Origin of the sequence: uncultured Victivallis sp., from assembly GCA_944389935.1 — a bacterium.
GTDB lineage: Bacteria > Verrucomicrobiota > Lentisphaeria > Victivallales > Victivallaceae > Victivallis.
The window spans coordinates 25,819-42,424 of record CALXOE010000003.1; the positions used below are offsets into that span (position 1 = coordinate 25,819).

Annotated in this window: 14 protein-coding genes; 2 read left to right on the forward strand and 12 right to left on the reverse strand. The window is 55.3% G+C overall.

The genetic code is table 11. The features are described 5' to 3' along the window. Position 1 precedes the first annotated feature (1 nt). Positions 2 to 1,018 (reverse strand): TRAP transporter substrate-binding protein, encoded by a 1,017-nt coding sequence (locus Q0J85_RS01595; protein ID WP_294477597.1) that lies wholly within the window; start codon positions 1,016 to 1,018, stop codon positions 2 to 4. Positions 1,019 to 1,167: 149 nt separating this feature from the next. On the opposite strand from Q0J85_RS01595, the gene Q0J85_RS01600 reads away from it, so the two are divergent. Then, the gene (locus Q0J85_RS01600; RefSeq protein ID WP_294477599.1) at positions 1,168 to 1,518 is read left to right on the forward strand and encodes a hypothetical protein; all 351 of its coding nucleotides are present in this window, start codon (positions 1,168 to 1,170) and stop codon (positions 1,516 to 1,518) included. 203 nt (positions 1,519 to 1,721) lie between these two features. On the opposite strand, the gene Q0J85_RS01605 is transcribed toward Q0J85_RS01600, so the two are convergent. The 11 genes from Q0J85_RS01605 to Q0J85_RS01655 form a co-directional block, all read right to left on the reverse strand. After that, entirely contained in the window at positions 1,722 to 3,191 is a 1,470-nt protein-coding gene (locus Q0J85_RS01605) for a hypothetical protein (RefSeq protein WP_294477601.1), read from the reverse strand. Then, entirely contained in the window at positions 3,188 to 4,570 is a 1,383-nt protein-coding gene (locus tag Q0J85_RS01610; RefSeq protein WP_294477603.1) for a hypothetical protein, read from the reverse strand. The genes Q0J85_RS01605 and Q0J85_RS01610 overlap by 4 nt, the downstream gene beginning before the upstream one ends. Positions 4,571 to 4,767: 197 nt before the next feature. Further along, positions 4,768 to 5,649 carry a type II secretion system protein gene (locus Q0J85_RS01615; protein WP_294477607.1) on the reverse strand — a complete coding sequence of 294 codons (882 nt, stop codon included), beginning with the start codon at positions 5,647 to 5,649 and terminating at the stop codon, positions 4,768 to 4,770. A 23-nt stretch (positions 5,650 to 5,672) separates the two neighbouring features. Then, complete coding sequence (locus tag Q0J85_RS01620) at positions 5,673 to 6,752, reverse strand: LacI family DNA-binding transcriptional regulator (protein ID WP_294477609.1); 1,080 nt, start codon at positions 6,750 to 6,752, stop codon at positions 5,673 to 5,675. A gap of 369 nt (positions 6,753 to 7,121) precedes the next feature. Further along, complete coding sequence (gene lepB / locus Q0J85_RS01625) at positions 7,122 to 7,613, reverse strand: signal peptidase I (RefSeq protein WP_294477611.1); 492 nt, start codon at positions 7,611 to 7,613, stop codon at positions 7,122 to 7,124. A gap of 212 nt (positions 7,614 to 7,825) precedes the next feature. Beyond that, on the reverse strand, positions 7,826 to 8,590 hold the full coding sequence (locus Q0J85_RS01630; protein ID WP_294477613.1) for a type II secretion system protein: 765 nt from the start codon (positions 8,588 to 8,590) through the stop codon (positions 7,826 to 7,828). Positions 8,591 to 8,712: 122 nt separating this feature from the next. Beyond that, on the reverse strand, positions 8,713 to 10,581 hold the full coding sequence (locus Q0J85_RS01635) for an endo-1,4-beta-xylanase (protein ID WP_294477614.1): 1,869 nt from the start codon (positions 10,579 to 10,581) through the stop codon (positions 8,713 to 8,715). Positions 10,582 to 10,657: 76 nt separating this feature from the next. Then, a complete protein-coding gene (locus Q0J85_RS01640) occupies positions 10,658 to 11,764 on the reverse strand; it encodes a GntR family transcriptional regulator (protein ID WP_294477616.1) in 1,107 nt (368 codons plus the stop codon). A gap of 148 nt (positions 11,765 to 11,912) precedes the next feature. Next, entirely contained in the window at positions 11,913 to 12,812 is a 900-nt protein-coding gene (locus Q0J85_RS01645) for a metallophosphoesterase (RefSeq protein ID WP_294477618.1), read from the reverse strand. Positions 12,813 to 12,817: 5 nt separating this feature from the next. Then, positions 12,818 to 14,584 carry a YgiQ family radical SAM protein gene (locus Q0J85_RS01650; RefSeq protein ID WP_294477620.1) on the reverse strand — a complete coding sequence of 589 codons (1,767 nt, stop codon included), beginning with the start codon at positions 14,582 to 14,584 and terminating at the stop codon, positions 12,818 to 12,820. Then, positions 14,581 to 15,108 carry a hypothetical protein gene (locus tag Q0J85_RS01655; protein WP_294477622.1) on the reverse strand — a complete coding sequence of 176 codons (528 nt, stop codon included), beginning with the start codon at positions 15,106 to 15,108 and terminating at the stop codon, positions 14,581 to 14,583. The genes Q0J85_RS01650 and Q0J85_RS01655 overlap by 4 nt, the downstream gene beginning before the upstream one ends. A 217-nt stretch (positions 15,109 to 15,325) precedes the next feature. On the opposite strand from Q0J85_RS01655, the gene Q0J85_RS01660 reads away from it, so the two are divergent. Further along, positions 15,326 to 16,591 (forward strand): ATP-dependent 6-phosphofructokinase, encoded by a 1,266-nt coding sequence (locus Q0J85_RS01660; protein ID WP_294477790.1) that lies wholly within the window; start codon positions 15,326 to 15,328, stop codon positions 16,589 to 16,591. Positions 16,592 to 16,606: the final 15 nt, after the last annotated feature.

The following is a 16,606-nucleotide window of genomic DNA, read 5'->3' on the forward strand; positions in this document are numbered from 1 at the left end:
CTTATTTCACCTCCCGGATTCGGCGGATCAGATCGGCGGTTTCGCCGGTGTAGGATTCGTAGAGTTTCTCCATTTTCTTCGCGAACGGGGCTTTGTCGACCTTGATGAATTCGACGCCGAGCTCTTTTGCGCGGGCGAGGGCGCGTTCATCGGCTTCTGCCCAGAGTTTGCGTTCGAGCACACCTGATTCATCGGCGGCGGTCTGAAGCCAGCGGCGCTCCTCTTTGGAGAGGGAGTCCCAGGTTGCGCGGCTGACCACGAGCAGGTCTGGAACCATGACGTGTTCACTGAACGTGAAGTATTTGCACACTTCCATGTGGCGTCCGGTCTCGAAGCTCGGCAGATTGTTTTCGGCGCCGTCAACAGTACCCTGCGAGAGGGCTGTGTAGAGTTCGCCGAACGGAATCGGCGTCGGCGCACCGCCGAAAGCGCTGACCATATCCATGGCGCTGCGGCTCTGCTGGGTGCGGATCTTGAGCCCCTTGAGATCGTCCACGCTGCGGATCGGTTTTTTCGTGGTGTAGAAGTTGCGGGTACCGGCGTCGTAGTAGACGAGTCCGCGCATGGCGGGGAGCCGCTCGGCGAGTTCTTTGCCGATGGGGCCGTTCAGCACTTTCCAGAAGTGTTCCTCATCGCGGAAGACATAGGGCAGTCCGATCGCGGTGATTTCCGGGACGCTCGACTCGAGTACGGCGGTCGAGGTTTTGGCGAGATCGATCTGGCCGTTCTGCGCCTGCTTGAGACACTCGGCTTCGGAGCCGATCATGCCGGAGGGGTAGACCTGGATCTGCAGTTTGCCGCCGGAGAGTTCCGCGAGCCGTTCGGCCATGTGCATCATTGCTTCATGGACGGGGTGGTCGGTCGGGAGTCCGTGACCGAGTTTCAGGATGCGGGAGCCGCCGTCGTCCCCCTGCTGGCGCGCGCGCACATGATACGCGAACCCCAGCGAAACGAGCAGCAGCGCAAGCAGGACTCCGCCGATGATCCGGGAAGTCCGTTCGGAAAACATCTTCGACATTCCTCCTCCATTTCTTCCTCTGAATTTGAGCTGCAAAAAGAGTTTACTTACACTGTACAATGGTGAGGTTGATTTTTCAAGCGCTTTTCCGCAGGGAGATTGAGATGCGGGGAAAATCGTTGTATGTTACCGGAAACACGGGAGAAGGCATGAAGAAGATTCCTACGGGAGTGGCGCGGCTTTTCCGGAACTATCCGGTGGCGACGGGCTGCATGGTTTTCTGTTTGATTCCGGTGCTGGCGTGGGTAGCGTTCGACGCGTATTCCCGGATCAGGTTCGCTTCGACGGTCCGGAACATCGAGCGCGAGGGAATCATCTGCCGCTACTCCGATTTCCGGGAATGGTACGTTTCATCGCCCGAGGCGGTTCTCGCCGAATTCGACCGCCTTGGCAAAGCGATGAGTGTGGCGGAATCGAAATATTCTCCGCCCGGGACTCTGAACTCGGTTCCGTCGCATTGGTCGCAGAGGAGGCGGCTCTTCCCAAGGGAAGCCGCATAATCCGTTCACTGGCGATCCGATAAAGCTGGAATCGGGCCGTCTCTCGCGGCTGCTGCCGGATGAAGAACTCGAAACATTTCAGGGATTCCGCCTCTATGGCGGGGGCGCCCCGTCCGGCCCCCCCCCCCCCCCGGTCGAGCTCACCCGTACAATCCGAACGTATAGCCTGCCGGGCAGGAGGAATCAGGGAAAGTGAACGTTTTTTATTTGCGCAGTTCGACCAGTACGTAGAGAGCCGGACGGCGCAGAGAATTTTCTTTCAGAAATTGATCGGAATATCGAGTCGCCGCATTTTCCAGCAAAGGAACTCTGACGAGTATTCCGTTTTCTGAACGCTCCCAATCTCCCGAGAGATCGGTTGTTTCACCGAAAATCCCGATTCGGGTTACTGCGGCAATGGAATCTGCAGCAATGTCGGGGAAGGTTAAACGCAAGGTACTGCATAGTTCTTTTTCCTGCCTTTCAAGCGTGGCGTTTTCAAACACTGCCGCGACAAGAATTTTGTTTCCGAAACGAAACGCGCTCATGCGGTCGCCCCGGTTGGCAAATTCGAGCCTGGGTTCGCTCCATACCCGGTTGTATGGATAAATATTCTCTCCCCCGAAAATTTCTGCAAGAGTCTCGAGGGCTTTGCCGTGTGGAGTCAGCTTTTTCCCTGCAAGCAGACATTTCCCGTATCCGTAAGCCTTCGGGTCATCCGGACTGCCGAAAGCAAAGGCCATGAGTTTATATCGTTCCGGATAACTCCAGTTGTGGGTGAGCCCCCAGTAGAGCACTGTCGGGTAAATTTGGGCAACGGCATAATATTTGCGATGAAAGAGGATTTCCGTCTGCCAGACTCCCAGATCGGGGCGACCGTTCTCTTCGGCTTTGCGACGCAGATACTCCATGCACCATTCCGGGAAGTAGTGGATGTCAATCACATCGATTGAATTCCATGCGTTGGTTTCCGACAGGGCATTCGCAAGTGCGTCAACAGAGCCACAGCATGGATATCCTCCGTAGACGACCTTGCCGCCGAGGCTGTGGATCTCTTCCGCTGCAGGTTGATGGATTTTTTTGAGGTAATCGGTCATACTTCCGTCGTAAAAACCGCTCTTCGGATGTGCCTCATTCCAGATCTGAAAATATTCGAGACAATACGGTTTCGCCCGCAAATCGGAAACGATACGTCGTATGAACTTCCGCCATTTGGAGATGTTTTCGGGGGCGAGGGGAATGCGCGGATTGAGGATGATCCGTTCCATCCCGCCGTCTTTCTGCTTCTGGAGCTCCCAGTTGCCGTTCTTTTGCTTTCGATACTCTTTGAGCAGATAACGGTTTCCGTCAAGAGGAAGGTAGATCCGCCGGATATTTCCTGAAATAAATTCATACTTTCCGCGGTGCGATGCCCAGCCCGGCGCATATCCGATCATCGGCAGAACCTGAACGCCGCGGTCGAGATTCTGTTTGATTCTGGCGTATATTTTCTCCAGATACGCCTCGTTGAATTTTCCCTCTTCCGGTTCGGCAGAGCTCCAGCTGATGTCGAAACGATTCCAACCGGCAAATGTATCCCAGCAGGGACTGCTCAGGTCACCTCCCTGACAAACCCCGGAGAATTCCCGGAATGTGACCGCATGTACAATTCCGATGGTCAGGGACAGACCCACTGCAAGCATATATTTCATCATCGGCCTCCGGCGGTTTTCAAGGTGATGACCGTATAGAATACCTGCGGAAGAAAATCTTCCGGCATATCAGTAAACCGGAATTCGCTTCGGTCGGGTTCGCGGATCGGAACATTGACCGCCGTTCCATCTCCCGCTTCCAGGCGTTCGGTGAGATCCATTCGCGAACCATACATGCTGACCCGTTCAATTTTAGCAATACAGTCAGGGGCGATCTCCGGGAATTCCAGACGGAGCACCGGCAGTTCGTAATCGAGGTGGATCGTATCCTGGTCCCCGTTCCAGTCAACAAAAATCTTTGCATGATTATTCGGCAACAGATGCGCAGCCGTGATAATGCGGTTCCCAACCCGGAACGATTCCAGCGAACTGGCAAGTTCATTGAGTTCGAACTTCAACTTCGGTGTACTTTTGACGGGGGCATACGACTCCAGCGGTGCGCCGTTCAGAAGTTCAGCGAGGGTTTCAAGACTTTTTCCGCTGAGATTCTGCCGCTTTCCGAGTATGAGACTGCGGCCGAACCCATATGCTTTCGGATCGTCCGGGCTGCTGTAAGCAAAATAGAATACTTTATATTGGTCTGCCCAGTTCCAACCGTTTGCGAGTGCCCAGTAGAGAATACGCGGATAGAGATTGCCGATGTAGTTCGGATCGGAACTGAAACCGAGTTCAGTTTGCCAGATCCCTTTCTTCTCCTGCCCGCGTTCAGCCATTGCCCGTCGGAGGTATTCCATTCCCGCCAGGGGAAAATAATGAATATCGATTACATCGACAGAGCTCCAGGCATCATGTCGGTCGAGTAAATTCACAAGTTCGCGGAGGGGAGCTCCGCAGATCCACCCCCCGTAGACGACTTTCCCCCCGAGTTCATGAATGACTTCCGCTGCAGGCAGATGGACGTTTCTCATATAGGTATCCATATCGCCGTACCAGAAGGAACTCGACGGATGTGCCTCGTTCCAGATCTGGAAATATTCGACGCTGTACGGTTCTTTTCTCAAAAAAGAGACGGCCTTGCGTACAAATGCTTTCCACTCCTCGACCTGGTCATCCTGCACGAAGCGCTGGCTCATACGCCGGGCAGTGATTGGGGTCGCGTTGACCAGGATCTGTCTCTCTATTCCGTTGATTTTCTGGCGGTTGAATACCCGCAGAGAGAAATCCCCATCCGCACGTCTGGTGATAGAATATTGCCTTCCGCAGAAATCGAACTCCTGATCCGGAATATTTTCCGTCGTCCAGCCGCTGCCGTAATCGAGTATCGGCAGAACCTTTGCACCGCGGGTTTGCATGGCCAGAATCCGATTTCCGAATTTCTTCAGAGCTTCAATGTTCCACTTGCCGCCACGTTCGGATTGCAGGGTATGCCATGAAAGATCCATGCGATCCCATCCCAGGGCCATCGGCCACAATTCTGGTAAGGAAGCATTGCCGTGGCAGACCCCGGAAAAATTCCGGAACGTGCGTTCCGGCGGGACTGTTTGTGTTTGGGACAAGCAGCCGTTCCCCGCGAGGAGGATCATCAGCCCGAACAGGGGAAAAATGATGCGGTTCATACGATGGTTTCTTTCCGATGAATTCATTTCCGGTACCGACGGTAGTTGCGCAGATAAAGCCCCTCTTTCCACGTCCCGGACTCCTGCGTGTGCAGCTGCAGGACCTGCTTCTGAGTGAAACTTGCGACACTGCCGTCTCCGTAAAGACAGTTCCCGTTGATGTGGTCGAACTCCTGCAGCATTGGACTGCGATTGCAGCCGCTGTAAAACAGGGCGGTATCGGCATAGATGGGCATGGCGCTGTTGATTTCCGGATTTTTGAGATTCAGACCGAGATACGGTTTTGTGGTTACTCCGGGATCCTGCACGCCGTCTGCTCTGGCACTGGTATAGGCAATCCAGATTGTTGCTTTGTTGTCTTGTTTCCAGTAATCGCGATAGGCCTGGAATTCTGTTTTGACGTTTGCTGGACAATAAAAAGTTTTCGGGTCGCCAATCAAACCGAGTCGCCAGAGGATTCCTACGCTTATCCATTGATTCCCCTGCATGGCGGCTTTTTCGTGCCTGAGCCGGAGATAGGCATTCTGATCTGAGGCTGCATACATCCCGACTCCCGTGCCGATCTGCTTGAGATTGCTGATACAACTTGTCGACTTTGCACGCATCCGCGCCTGATTCAAGGCGGGAAAGAGCATAGAGGCGAGGATTGCGATGATCGCTATCACGATGAGGAGCTCTATGAGCGTAAATGCCGCCTTTTTCGTCACATGACTGTGAGAGGCTGGGGGCGTGTCCGCCGCCCGGCGTGTTTTCTGGATCTGTTCAGGCTGTGGGGTCGGAGACAGGGCGGTTGTGGCAGGTACTCGCCGGTGCAGGGAGATGAGACCGCTTTCCGGGTGGAGACGGCCGCCGTTTTCGTTGATGTTCACTTTCGATTGTTCCGGCATTGTAAAACGTTGATTCATTGTTTCCTCCTGAAAATCGTGATTTATTGATGATTGAAAGAGATTTTTCCCGTTCTGCATGGTGCGGTTGAACTGCGCCGGATCAGGACCGGGCGCAACATTCGGTGGATGAAATTCGGCCCGTTCGCTTCCGGTCCGGTCAGAATTGCGATCGTTTCGCGGACCATGTTGGAGACGTCGCTGCCGATTGTTGTTAATGGCGGATTCATATAAGCGGCCTGCCAGAATTCGCCGATTGAAATTACGCTGAGATCCTGCGGAAGCCGGATCCCAGTTTCGTTGCAGGCACGGTAAATTCCGAACGAGGAACATTCGGAAAGCGTGAACAACCCTGTGAAACCCGGGGCGGATTCAGAAAAACGCTTTTTCAGTGTCAGGTAGACTTTTTCCGGCACAAAGTCACCGTGGACAATGCCGCAGTCGATGATTTCCGAATCGATGCTGTTCAGTTCGCAAAATTGGCGAAAGCCCTTAATGCGGTTGTGCATTTCTTCCGATTTCGGTTCTGAAACGAGCACGGCCAGGGAACGATGACCTAGGCTGACAAGGTGATGGGCTGCCTTGGCTCCGGCATATTCGTCATCGGCGTGAACACAATGGACGGCGAAGCACGACAAATTGCCGCTGAAGATGACAAACGGGATTTTCAGCTCTTCCAGACAGCGGAGCTGTTCCGAAGTGAACATTTGTCCATCGGTTACAACCACCATCGCATCGATTCTGGTTTGAGGAAATTCGTGTGGAACTTTCAGTCGCCAGTCATAACGGAGCACCTTAAGTTCATAGTTCAGCTTGTCGGCCATATCAAAGAAATGGTGTTCGACTCGCGCATACCAGTCCGATTGCCAGTGCGGGAGTGCCAGGCAGATGACGGGAGCGGCTCCGTGGCGGAAATTCAGTATCTCGTCGGTGATTTCCATTTCGCGCCCGGTATTTTTCTTCAGCAATCCCTCTGCAACCAGCCGACTGGTTGCTTTGGCAACGGTCGCCTGACTGACCGAGTAATCGCGCATGATCGTCCGGAACGAAGCGAACGGCTGCCCGGGGACGCCGCCGAGAGCACGTGTTTTTAAACTTTCATACAGTTTGTTTGCCTTGGTCATGGTGTATCTCCGCAGTGTATCTCTGTATGATGATATTATCCCGGCGTGATACAGTAAATGCAAGCTGATTTATAAAAAAAGTGAAAATTTCTATTTCCGGAATGCAGAGATCAGAGGCAGTTGAAATTGCATTTTATTTTGGAGAGGAACGAATTACACATCATCATTGAAGTGCTCCCTCAGGTTCGGTTTGACGGAAGATTGCTCGTGTCGCACAGAGTTTTCCGGGATAAATTCGGAGAAAACTGGAATTGCTGTATCACTTTTTCCGTTGGGGCAGGCAGCTGCTGCGCAGGGAAAGTGAAACTGCCGCAGAACGTATTTCCCTCTTCCGTCGGAATCGGAATACCGGCTGTTCCGGCTGCCTGGTCACCGTTCCGAGCCGGGGAGGCGGGCGAGGACGGCGCTCTGCGGAACCGGCCCGAAATCGCGGCTGTCGAGGGAAAGCTGCGGCGCGTCGCCGAGCAGGAAGAGTTCCCCTTCCGGCACGTCGAAGCGGTCGATCCGCGCCGAACCGATCTCTTCGACCAGCCGGTAGTAGCGCATGTACTCTCCCGCCTGAACCAGCAGATTGAACCCCTCGTCGAGCCGGAAGATCACGACCTCGTCGCCGGGGAGCGCGTAGATCCGCTTGAGACAGGTTTCGCCATGGTGCCGGAAGAGCACGACTTCGCCGCGTCGGAACGGTTCGTCGCGGCAGAATATCTGCTTTTTTCCGAAGAGAAGCTGCCCGCTGTGGTAAGTCGGCGTCATCGAGTCACCGCTCACGATGATCAGGCGATACGGGCAGAGTGCGGCGCTTCCGATCAGGAAGAGTCCCAGCGCGGCAAGGATCAGCAGTCGTTTTCTTTTTTTGCTCATACTCTTAACGATAGCGCGTCAAAGGAGAAAGTGCAACCGCTCTCCCGCCGTTTTCAGATGGTTTGCAAAAAAGAAATCGTTTCTTAACCGGATTTTAATTTTGCGTCTGGAACGGGGAAGTTGATCCGGGTGAATGAAAAAACTCCGGATTGTGGAATCCGGAGTTGAGAAAAGATTCGGACTTTTTCCGGGGTGTCACGACAGAAAGCGGATTACAAACCGTCGGTCCCGATAAAGACTCTTCCGTCGAAGAAGTAATAAGGCTTGTTCATGTCTTTCAAATCTGCGGGAGTCTGGCTCAAAACATGACCGTCGGCATAAGCCAGAATCGATTTTCTGCCGTTGCCGTGTGCCATGTAAACACCGACCCCCTCCCAGAGATCCGAGCCATAGGAGAATCTGGGATAACTGCCTTTCTGCTTGGTGGAATAGGTATCCGCATAAATCGGCGTCTGAGACGGCAATTTCATCTTGACGAGTGAAAAATAATAGGACTGCACGTTTCCCGGCGATGAACTTGACAGAATAATGTAGTTTCCCATCCGACCCGCCCGCTTGGGATCGGTAAGAAAGTCGGAGTAATCGATTCCGAATGTGCTCTGCCAGAAAAACGAGAAATCATTTTTGTCCGGAGTGGCACGATTGACGGACGATGGACATTGAATGCTCTTTTTGTCCAGATAGCCGCCGCCGTGTATGGAGAAATGACCCTCGCTATCCTGCTTGTTGCAGAGTACGGCAGACCAGAGGCGGAAAGTGGAACTCGAACCCGCACTGTCCATCCGGTAACCAACGTAATAGTCGCTGTGGTCGCCCGCATATTGAATTTGGGCCAGCATCGTTTGCTTCTTGTTGTTGGCGCATTGCGATTCCTTGGCCCGGTCTCTCGCCTGATTCAGCGCCGGCAGCAGCATCGACGCCAGAATCGCGATGATCGCAATTACAACAAGCAATTCTATCAATGTAAATTTTTTCATCCTGTTACCTCCTGAGGTTCGTTTGAAAAGCAATTTTCATGGATCATTTACATTCTTTGTTCAACGGGAGAGGGCGTCAAGTGGTCGCAAACGCCCCCTCTCTGGTCCTCCGTATGTCGACCTTATTGCAACGTGACTCCCTCGAGATAAGTGACTTCCGGCCTGGCCGTGAGATGGATGACTCCCGGCGTGGCTTTCACCTGGCAGGAATTTCCGAGATAATCACAGCTCGAGCGAAGTTCGCCTTTCGTCTTCAGAGAAACCTCTTTCGGCAGTGCGATTGTCCAGATCGCGCAGACCGGAGTGCCGTCGGGTTTTTCCCAGCTCACCGCAAATATTCCATCTTCCCGGGTAAAACCGATGTGCCGGGAGCCGGCCGGGCGCATTTTCGTGAGGGTGGCGTATGCGGTATATGCCGGTTTCGGCGTGAGATCAACCCGGACAATCCCGAAATGCGCCTCTCGACCGCCATTGCGGTGAAAATGCTCCTGCGAGCGGAAACTGTAGGTGAACACTTTTTCCACGCCCGCACTGAATGCAAGCAGAAGCGTTCTGGGCAGGAGTTTAGCCTGCCACTCCGGCGAGGTGCGATGGGAAAAGTCCTGCCAGGTGAAAGCGATCAGATTTCCCTTGAGATCGCTGTTGAAGCGATAGATTCCCGCTACAGGCGCCGACCATGAACGATCTTCGGAAAATGCGCTGATGATGGGAATCAGTTCATCCCCCGGCTTTAGGTTTTGGGTGCTCAAATAGCGATTGGCAATTTTCGGGAAACTGATATTCCCGGCCTCGGGTGCAGCTTCCAGATTGGTGGTGAATTTCGGCGCTTTGGGGTTTCTCCAGTAAGCTTCCCAGGCAAAATGAAGATCTTTGTGAATTTGAGCGGAGGCACCTTTGTTTTCAACAGACCCGTCCGGCTTGAGCACGCGATTGAAATAGAACGGAATCCCGCCTCCCGGAAAGATTACCGTTCCGCCTTTTTTCAGGTAATCGACAAGCGGTTCGTGGAAAGCGGATGGATACCCCTCGTTCATCGGCAGCAGCAGCAGCGGATATTGTTTCGGGTCCAGTGCCGCCAACTCTTTCAGGGCGATACGGCGAATGGTACGTTTCTCCTTGAAAAAACTGCTGAGATCGAGATTGATGCACTCCGAAGAGTAGAGGTAATCAGGATCCTCGATCAGGACAAGCGGCAGCTTTGGATCATCAAGGCCGATTTTTTTCAAGGCGTAGCCGAGCACTTCCGTAAGATCGGGAACCGGAAGAGTTGAATATCCGGTTTCGGTCAACCACATCGGTTTGTCTGCGTGAGCGGGGTTTTTCTTCATCTCGCTTTTGATGTAGCTGAGCCACTGGTACAGCATCGTTTCCGGATAGTCCTGCCAGATATAGCGGTGAACATTCAATATGTCGAAAGAATCCTTTTCCGCAAGGCGGAGAAACTCCGCAACATTCTGGTGCACAATGAGTCCGCCGGTCAGTACGGTGGCGTCTGGATCGGTCGCCTTGATCAGGTCGTAACTCTCTTTCAGAAATTTGGTATAGCGCTTGTGATTGTTGGAAAATTCCCCGAGATCAGGCTCGTTGACGACCTCCCAAAAACGGATTCTCCCCTTATAACGGCTTACAACCGTTTTCACGTAGTTCTTCCACTCTTCCGGATGCGAGGCGAGCGGTGTTCCCCATTTGGGTTGGAATCCAGGGAGAATCGGCAGAATGGTGATGCCGTTCTCTTCCGCAGCTTTCAGCACCGCATCCCATCGGGTAAAATCCCATTTCCCCGGCTGGGGTTCCACCTGAGACCAATCCAGATCAGTTCGATCGAAGCCAATTCCCGCTTTTTTCATCAGTTGAAGCTCTTGCTCCATTAACGGGAATTCCCACCGGTTCAGGTGGGCGCAGGCCCCGTAGGGGGAATCGCTCTGGGGCGGCGGAGCGGCCAGCGCCGCGAAACCGGCTGCACAGAAAATCGCTGCGATATTTTTTTTCATGTTTGGTTTTCTCCTCCAGGGATTGTTTGATGTTTATGATAAGGGATTTGACCCGATTACTCGTAAGATCGTTCAATCAGAAATTCATTTGTTTGACGGATTCCCGTTCGATATAGCGATATGGATAAAGTTTTGTTCCGGGGGAGGGGATTTTCCCGAGAATGATATCCAGCGAATCGCGGCATTGGGCGAGATATTCGCCCAGAACAATGCTTCCGGCCGGGTAGAGCTGCTCCATGATGCTGCCGTCATCCTCGCTGATGACGCTGATGTCTTCCGGAATCCGGAAGCCCGCGAGCTGAAGCACCCGTCTCCCCGCCAGTGCGCCCATCCCGCTGTAATAGATGAGTGCGGTCAGCCCGAGCGAACGGATTTCATCGAGACGCGCCCGCGTAATCTTTTCCGCCGCCTGCGCCGAATTTTCCCACGCTTTGATCGTTGCCGGAAAATGAGTTACGCTGATACCCATCTCTTCCGCTGCCGCATTGATCCCGCGAAAACGCAATCTGGTCAGATCGCTCTCCGGTTCGTTCCGGATGTAGCCGACTTTCCTGTGACCCGCCCGCGCCAGTGCCTCGATGCAGAGTCGTCCCGCCTGTCCCGAGTCGAGCGACAATATGGTCACGTTTTCTGCCGCGTTCTCGTAAAGATTGCTGCTGTTGATCATCACAACCGGAAACGGCAGATGATTCAGATAGCGGATCAGTTTGTCGGATTTCATCCCCGGATTTGAGTTCATCACGATTCCTGAGAGGGTACGCGATTTCTTCACCTGTTCGATGATCGCCGGAATGTCCGCCTCTTCCCCCATCCGGTAGTTGATGATCGAGATCTTGTTCTGCCGCGCGTACGTGAGAATCGTGTGCTCCATGTTCCAGAGCGATTCCGCAAAGTAGTCCGTCCGCAGAAACAGCACCGTGGTATCCGACTCCTCCATTTCCTCAGGAAAATTCTCCTCCCGGGCCGCCGCGCTGCAGCTGACCATCCCCGATCCCCGCCGGCAGCGGACGACCCCCTCGTGTTCCAGATCCCGGATCGCCCGCGTCACCGGCGACTGCGATGCCCCGAATTTCCGCATCAATTCCTGTACGGTCGGCATCTTCAACCGCGATTCCGGTTTCAGCGCCTCCTCCATCAGAAACGCTTTGATCCGGTCATATTTGCTGATTGCCTGTTGCTCCATTGGTCGATATAATTTTTCTCGAAAAGTAATATATTGATATAATTTCTGCCGTATATTATGACCGATTTCATGAAAAAAGTCAAGAGGGAAAGCAAAAAAAATGAAAAAAAGAGGGGTTTTGACGGAGAAAGAGCGAAATCCGGGCAATTCAGGGGGTGGGCTCCGCCAAACGCACCGTCGGTTCCGGAACAATCGGAGCAACGCCTTTCAGCGTGAGAATCGCGATTTCGGGCGGGCAGTTCAGCCGCAGCGGAACGTTGCTCGTGCCGGTTCCGGTCGTGACAAAGATGGTGTTCTTTCCCTCGGTGATGAGCCCCGAGGCGTAGCGTCGGCCGTGGCGCGACGGAATGTACACCGGTCCCAGGAACGGCAGTACGATCTGCCCGCCGTGGGTATGTCCGGCGACCGCGAGCGCGGTCGATTCCGGGAGAGTTTCAAAGATGTCGGGCCCGTGGGTCATGACGATGCGCGGAATCGATTCTTCCGGCAGCAGCTCCGCCCACGGCGGCTCCTCCTGAGTCCAGCCGTCGATTACACCGACAAGACGGAACGGTTTTCCCGCGAACTCAAGTACGACCGAACGGTTTTCGAGCAGCGGGAGTTCCACCTTTTCAAACGCTTTTGTGAATCGCTCCGCCTTCTGCCAGTGATCGTGGTTGCCGAGAACCGCATAGACGCCGAGCGGCGCTTTCAGCCGGGAAAGCTCCTCCGCGATCTGCCGCGGATCTCCCGCCTGACTCGGAAACAATCCCGCGGCGAAATCCCCGGGCAGCAGAATCAGATCCGGCTTTTCGGCATTGATGGCATCCACAATCTTTGCGAGGCGTTCGAGTGCTTCCGGGGTGTTGCCGACGTGGAAATCCGCGGCGACGGCGATGCGCAGCGGCGGGAGCGTCCATGTTTCCGATATTGCCTCGTACCGGTTTACCGTCAGCGAGTCAGCCTCGTGCCGCATGTACGCAATTCCGCCGTAGAAGAGCAGAAGCAACAGGGCGATTCCGCAGAGGAATCCGCGCAGAAACCACCGTTTGCTCCGCTTCTTCGGCATTGGTTTCAAGACTTTTGTTTACCGGGTTTGCGCCGCTCCCAGCAGCGTTTGTTCGCCACCGGGTCTTTCGACGGGCCGGAGCGCCGTTTCTTGAGTACGCCGATCTGCTGCCGCCGTTCGGCCAGCCCCCGGTTTACCGGGATCGGCGTCCCATCCGGCGCCTTGCCGGTGTAGTACATCGCCCCGCCCATCGTCATCGGAAGCGGAATGTAATCCTGCACCTGCTGGAGACTCCACTTGTGGCGGTTGAGGAAGTCATCGACCGTTTTCATCTCTTTTTCCGTACAGCCGGGGAAGTTCGAGATGAAAAGCGGAATCAGATACTGCTCCTTGCCGCACTCTTTGCTGATGCGGTCGAACACCTCCATGAATTTGTAAAACTCCTCGGCCGGGCTCTTGCGCATGAGCTTGAGAACCGTCGGATGCAGATGCTCGGGCGCGACTTTCATGTGCCCCGAAACGTGGTGTGCAATGATCTCCCGCAGCAGTTCCGGCTGGCGCAGCGCCAGGTCGAGACGGATCCCGGAATTGATGTAGAGATGCTTTACTTTCGGGTGTTTGCGCATCCGGCGCAGCAGATGCAGCGTCTCGAGACCCGTGCAGACGTAGTTCGGGCACGGCGCTGGGAAGAGGCAGCTCGAACGGCGGCACTTGCGACACCGTTCAAGATCATACCGGCTCCCGTAGATGTTGCCCGCCGCTCCGCCGACGTCGCTGATGGTTCCCTTGAAGTTCGGACATTTTGCGATCGTGTCGAGTTCGCGCAGAACCGAATCCTCGCTGCGGCTCATGACATGGCGCCCCTGATGGACCACCAGCCCGCAGAACGCGCAGCCGCCGGGGCAGCCGCGCACGGCCTGAATCGAGTCCTTGATCGTCTCAAAGGCGGGGATTCTGCCCTTGTATTTCGGATGCGGCCGCCGCGCGTAGGGAAGTTCATGGACGCGGTCGAGCTCTTCGGGCTTGAGCGGCTCGGGCGGCGGTTCGACCACGAGCAGCCGGTCGCCGTATTTCTGGAGAAGTCCTCGGCCGGACTGAAAATTCATCTCCTGCTCGACCATGATCGTCGCGCGCATAAGCGCGTCCTTGTCGGCGAGCGTCTCTTCATAGCTCGGCAGGAACAGGTACCGGTCGCCGGGGTCGAACGCCTCGGCGGCCTTTTTGCCGAGCAGCCGGGCGGTACCGCGGATTCCCGCGAGCGACTCCCCCGCGGCGAAGCGGCGGTAGACCTCCGGCGTCGGGCGTTCGCCCATGCCGTAGACGAGGATCTCCGCTTTCGAGTCGAGCAGAACCGACGGCCGGATCTTGTCCTGCCAGTAGTCGTAATGCGCGATACGGCGGAAACTCGCCTCGAGCCCGCCGAGCTGAACCGGAATCCCCGGGAACACCTGCTTGACCATCTGCGCATAGACGATGAGCGCATGCGGCGGCCGTTTGCCGGTTTCCCCGTTTTCGCTGAAACAGTCCTCTTTGCGGAAGCGGCGGCCGACGGTATAGATGTTCACCATCGAATCCATGTTGCCGGAAGTGACGCCGACGCCGATGCGCGGGCGTCCCATGACGGTCAGCGACTCCGGATTTTTCCAGTCCGGCTGGGCGATGAGCCCGACACGGTAGCCGCAGTCGGTCAGCAGTCTCCCGATGATCGAAACCCCGAAAGAGGGATGATCGACGTAACAGTCTCCCGTGACGAGCAGGATGTCAAGTTCTTCATACCCAGCCCGTTCCATCTCCTCCCCGGTGGTGGGAAGGAACTCCGGTTGACGACTCATTTCCCGAGCTCTTTCATGCTGCCGCCGCCCGGAATCGAGCCGGGAGTGGAGAAGCCGCGGTTGCCGAGGTTCGTGAACGGAACCCGCAGATCTGCACTCTCTTCGGGGGGGAATTCCGCATGCAGGGTGATCGTTTCATCTTTTTCGCGACCGATTCTGGTTGCGTCCAGGACGAAGAGCAGCGTGTAGCGGGTACCTGGTTCGGCCCGCTTGACCAGCCAGTTTTCGGCGTCGAAGTTGTTGTTTCCGGCGCGCAGGGCGATGCACGGATAGGTTCTGCCGAATGCGGAAAGCGAATAGTCATGGATCGAGATGCCGCGCCCGGCATCGACTTTCACAACGATTGCAGCGTAGATCTTCCGGCTGAAATCAACCGGGAACGCGAGCGGATCCTCATTGGTGATGCGCGGTTTAACCGTAGAGAGTTCCGCCGCGAGGATCTCGCCGCTCCGGAACGAAAGAGTCGCCGCTCCGGTCGACAGGACGGCACAGAGTACGGGCAATATGAACAGCAGTTTTTTCATCTTCAAATCGTCAACTCCGATCTCAATGGAATTTTCTCAATCCAATCATAACATTATGGAAATATAAGCCTGTTTTCAGGAAAATCAAGCGGAATTCGAGTTGATTTTCCTCCGGTTCGGAGTTATTTTATCAATTCGGATGAATAACCTGCCGGTGTTGCGAAACGCGCCGGCCAACGAATTTGGACAGACAATTATGGAAATACCCGATTTGACAGTGAAACATCTCGGTACGCCGACGATTCCGTCGCCGCTGACCGGGGTGAAATTCATTCCCGAAGACGCGACCGTCATCTACGGCAAGGACGTCCATGAAGTTGAGACGGAGCTCAAGGAGTTCGGGCGGATCAGTGCGTTTGAAGCGGCCGGGCCGCGGGAGAAGATCTACCACGACCCCTCCTGGACGCATGCCGCGATCCTGACTGCCGGTGGACTCTGCCCCGGACTCAACGACGTGATCAAGGGGTTGACCCGCACGCTGATGCTGCGGTACAACGTGCCGATCGTCTTCGGCATCCGGTACGGCTATCAGGGGCTGAATCCCGCCTACGGGCATGAGCCGATGCTGCTTACGCCCGATTCGGTCGATTCGATTCACGAGGATGGCGGCACGGTGCTCGGCAGTTCGCGCGGCCGCCAGGACGAGGCGGTCATGGTCGAGACCCTGAAGCGCATGAACATCAAACTGCTCTTCTGCATCGGCGGGGACGGCACGCTGCGCTGTGCGCACGACATCGCGCTTGAAGTCGAGCGGCGCGGACTCAATATCAGCGTCGTCGGCATTCCGAAAACGATTGACAACGACATCAACTTCATCGATAAGACGTTCGGATTTGAGACGGCGGTCTATGCCACCGGACCGGTGATTTCCGCTGCGCACAACGAGGCGAAAGGCGCGCCGAACGGGATCGGACTCATTCACGTGATGGGGCGCGATTCGGGATTCATCGCCGCCTACGCGACGCTGGCGAACACGCATGTGAATTACTGCCTGATTCCGGAAGATCCGTTCTCGCTCTACGAGGGGGAACACGCGCTGCTGCCGAGTCTGGAGCGGCGGCTTAAGCTGCGCAAACACGCGGTGATCATCGTCTCCGAGGGGGCGGGCCAGCATCTGTTCAAGGAGGATTCGGAGAAACGCGACAAATCCGGCAACAAGCTGCACCACAACATCGGTGAGTTTCTGCGGGACACGATCACGCAGTGGGGCAGGGAGAAGAACATCGATCTCACGGTCAAGTATTTCGATCCTTCGTATCTGATCCGCAGTCTGCCGTCGAACGGGACCGATTCGGTCTTCTGCGAGATGCTTGCGCAGCATGCGGTGCACTGTGCGATGGCGGGGTGCACCGACGTGGTGATCGGCCACTGGAACGACCGTTTCACCTATGTGCCGATCCCGGTCGCGACCAGTTCGCGCAAGAAAGTCGACATCGAGTCCGGCTTGTGGGACAGCGTGAAGTCCGCAACCTGGAAGTATTGATTCTCCAACGGTTTC

What these genes read in the sequence shown, in the direction of transcription:
- Q0J85_RS01595 (WP_294477597.1), bottom strand. Translation starts at nt 1,018, where the DNA reads ATGTCGAAGATGTTTTCCGAACGGACTTCCCGGATCATCGGCGGAGTC.
- Q0J85_RS01600 (WP_294477599.1), top strand. Translation starts at nt 1,168, where the DNA reads ATGAAGAAGATTCCTACGGGAGTGGCGCGGCTTTTCCGGAACTATCCG.
- Q0J85_RS01605 (WP_294477601.1), bottom strand. Translation starts at nt 3,191, where the DNA reads ATGATGAAATATATGCTTGCAGTGGGTCTGTCCCTGACCATCGGAATT.
- Q0J85_RS01610 (WP_294477603.1), bottom strand. Translation starts at nt 4,570, where the DNA reads ATGGATCTTTCATGGCATACCCTGCAATCCGAACGTGGCGGCAAGTGG.
- Q0J85_RS01615 (WP_294477607.1), bottom strand. Translation starts at nt 5,649, where the DNA reads ATGAATCAACGTTTTACAATGCCGGAACAATCGAAAGTGAACATCAAC.
- Q0J85_RS01620 (WP_294477609.1), bottom strand. Translation starts at nt 6,752, where the DNA reads ATGACCAAGGCAAACAAACTGTATGAAAGTTTAAAAACACGTGCTCTC.
- lepB (WP_294477611.1), bottom strand. Translation starts at nt 7,613, where the DNA reads ATGAGCAAAAAAAGAAAACGACTGCTGATCCTTGCCGCGCTGGGACTC.
- Q0J85_RS01630 (WP_294477613.1), bottom strand. Translation starts at nt 8,590, where the DNA reads ATGAAAAAATTTACATTGATAGAATTGCTTGTTGTAATTGCGATCATC.
- Q0J85_RS01635 (WP_294477614.1), bottom strand. Translation starts at nt 10,581, where the DNA reads ATGAAAAAAAATATCGCAGCGATTTTCTGTGCAGCCGGTTTCGCGGCG.
- Q0J85_RS01640 (WP_294477616.1), bottom strand. Translation starts at nt 11,764, where the DNA reads ATGGAGCAACAGGCAATCAGCAAATATGACCGGATCAAAGCGTTTCTG.
- Q0J85_RS01645 (WP_294477618.1), bottom strand. Translation starts at nt 12,812, where the DNA reads ATGCCGAAGAAGCGGAGCAAACGGTGGTTTCTGCGCGGATTCCTCTGC.
- Q0J85_RS01650 (WP_294477620.1), bottom strand. Translation starts at nt 14,584, where the DNA reads ATGAGTCGTCAACCGGAGTTCCTTCCCACCACCGGGGAGGAGATGGAA.
- Q0J85_RS01655 (WP_294477622.1), bottom strand. Translation starts at nt 15,108, where the DNA reads ATGAAAAAACTGCTGTTCATATTGCCCGTACTCTGTGCCGTCCTGTCG.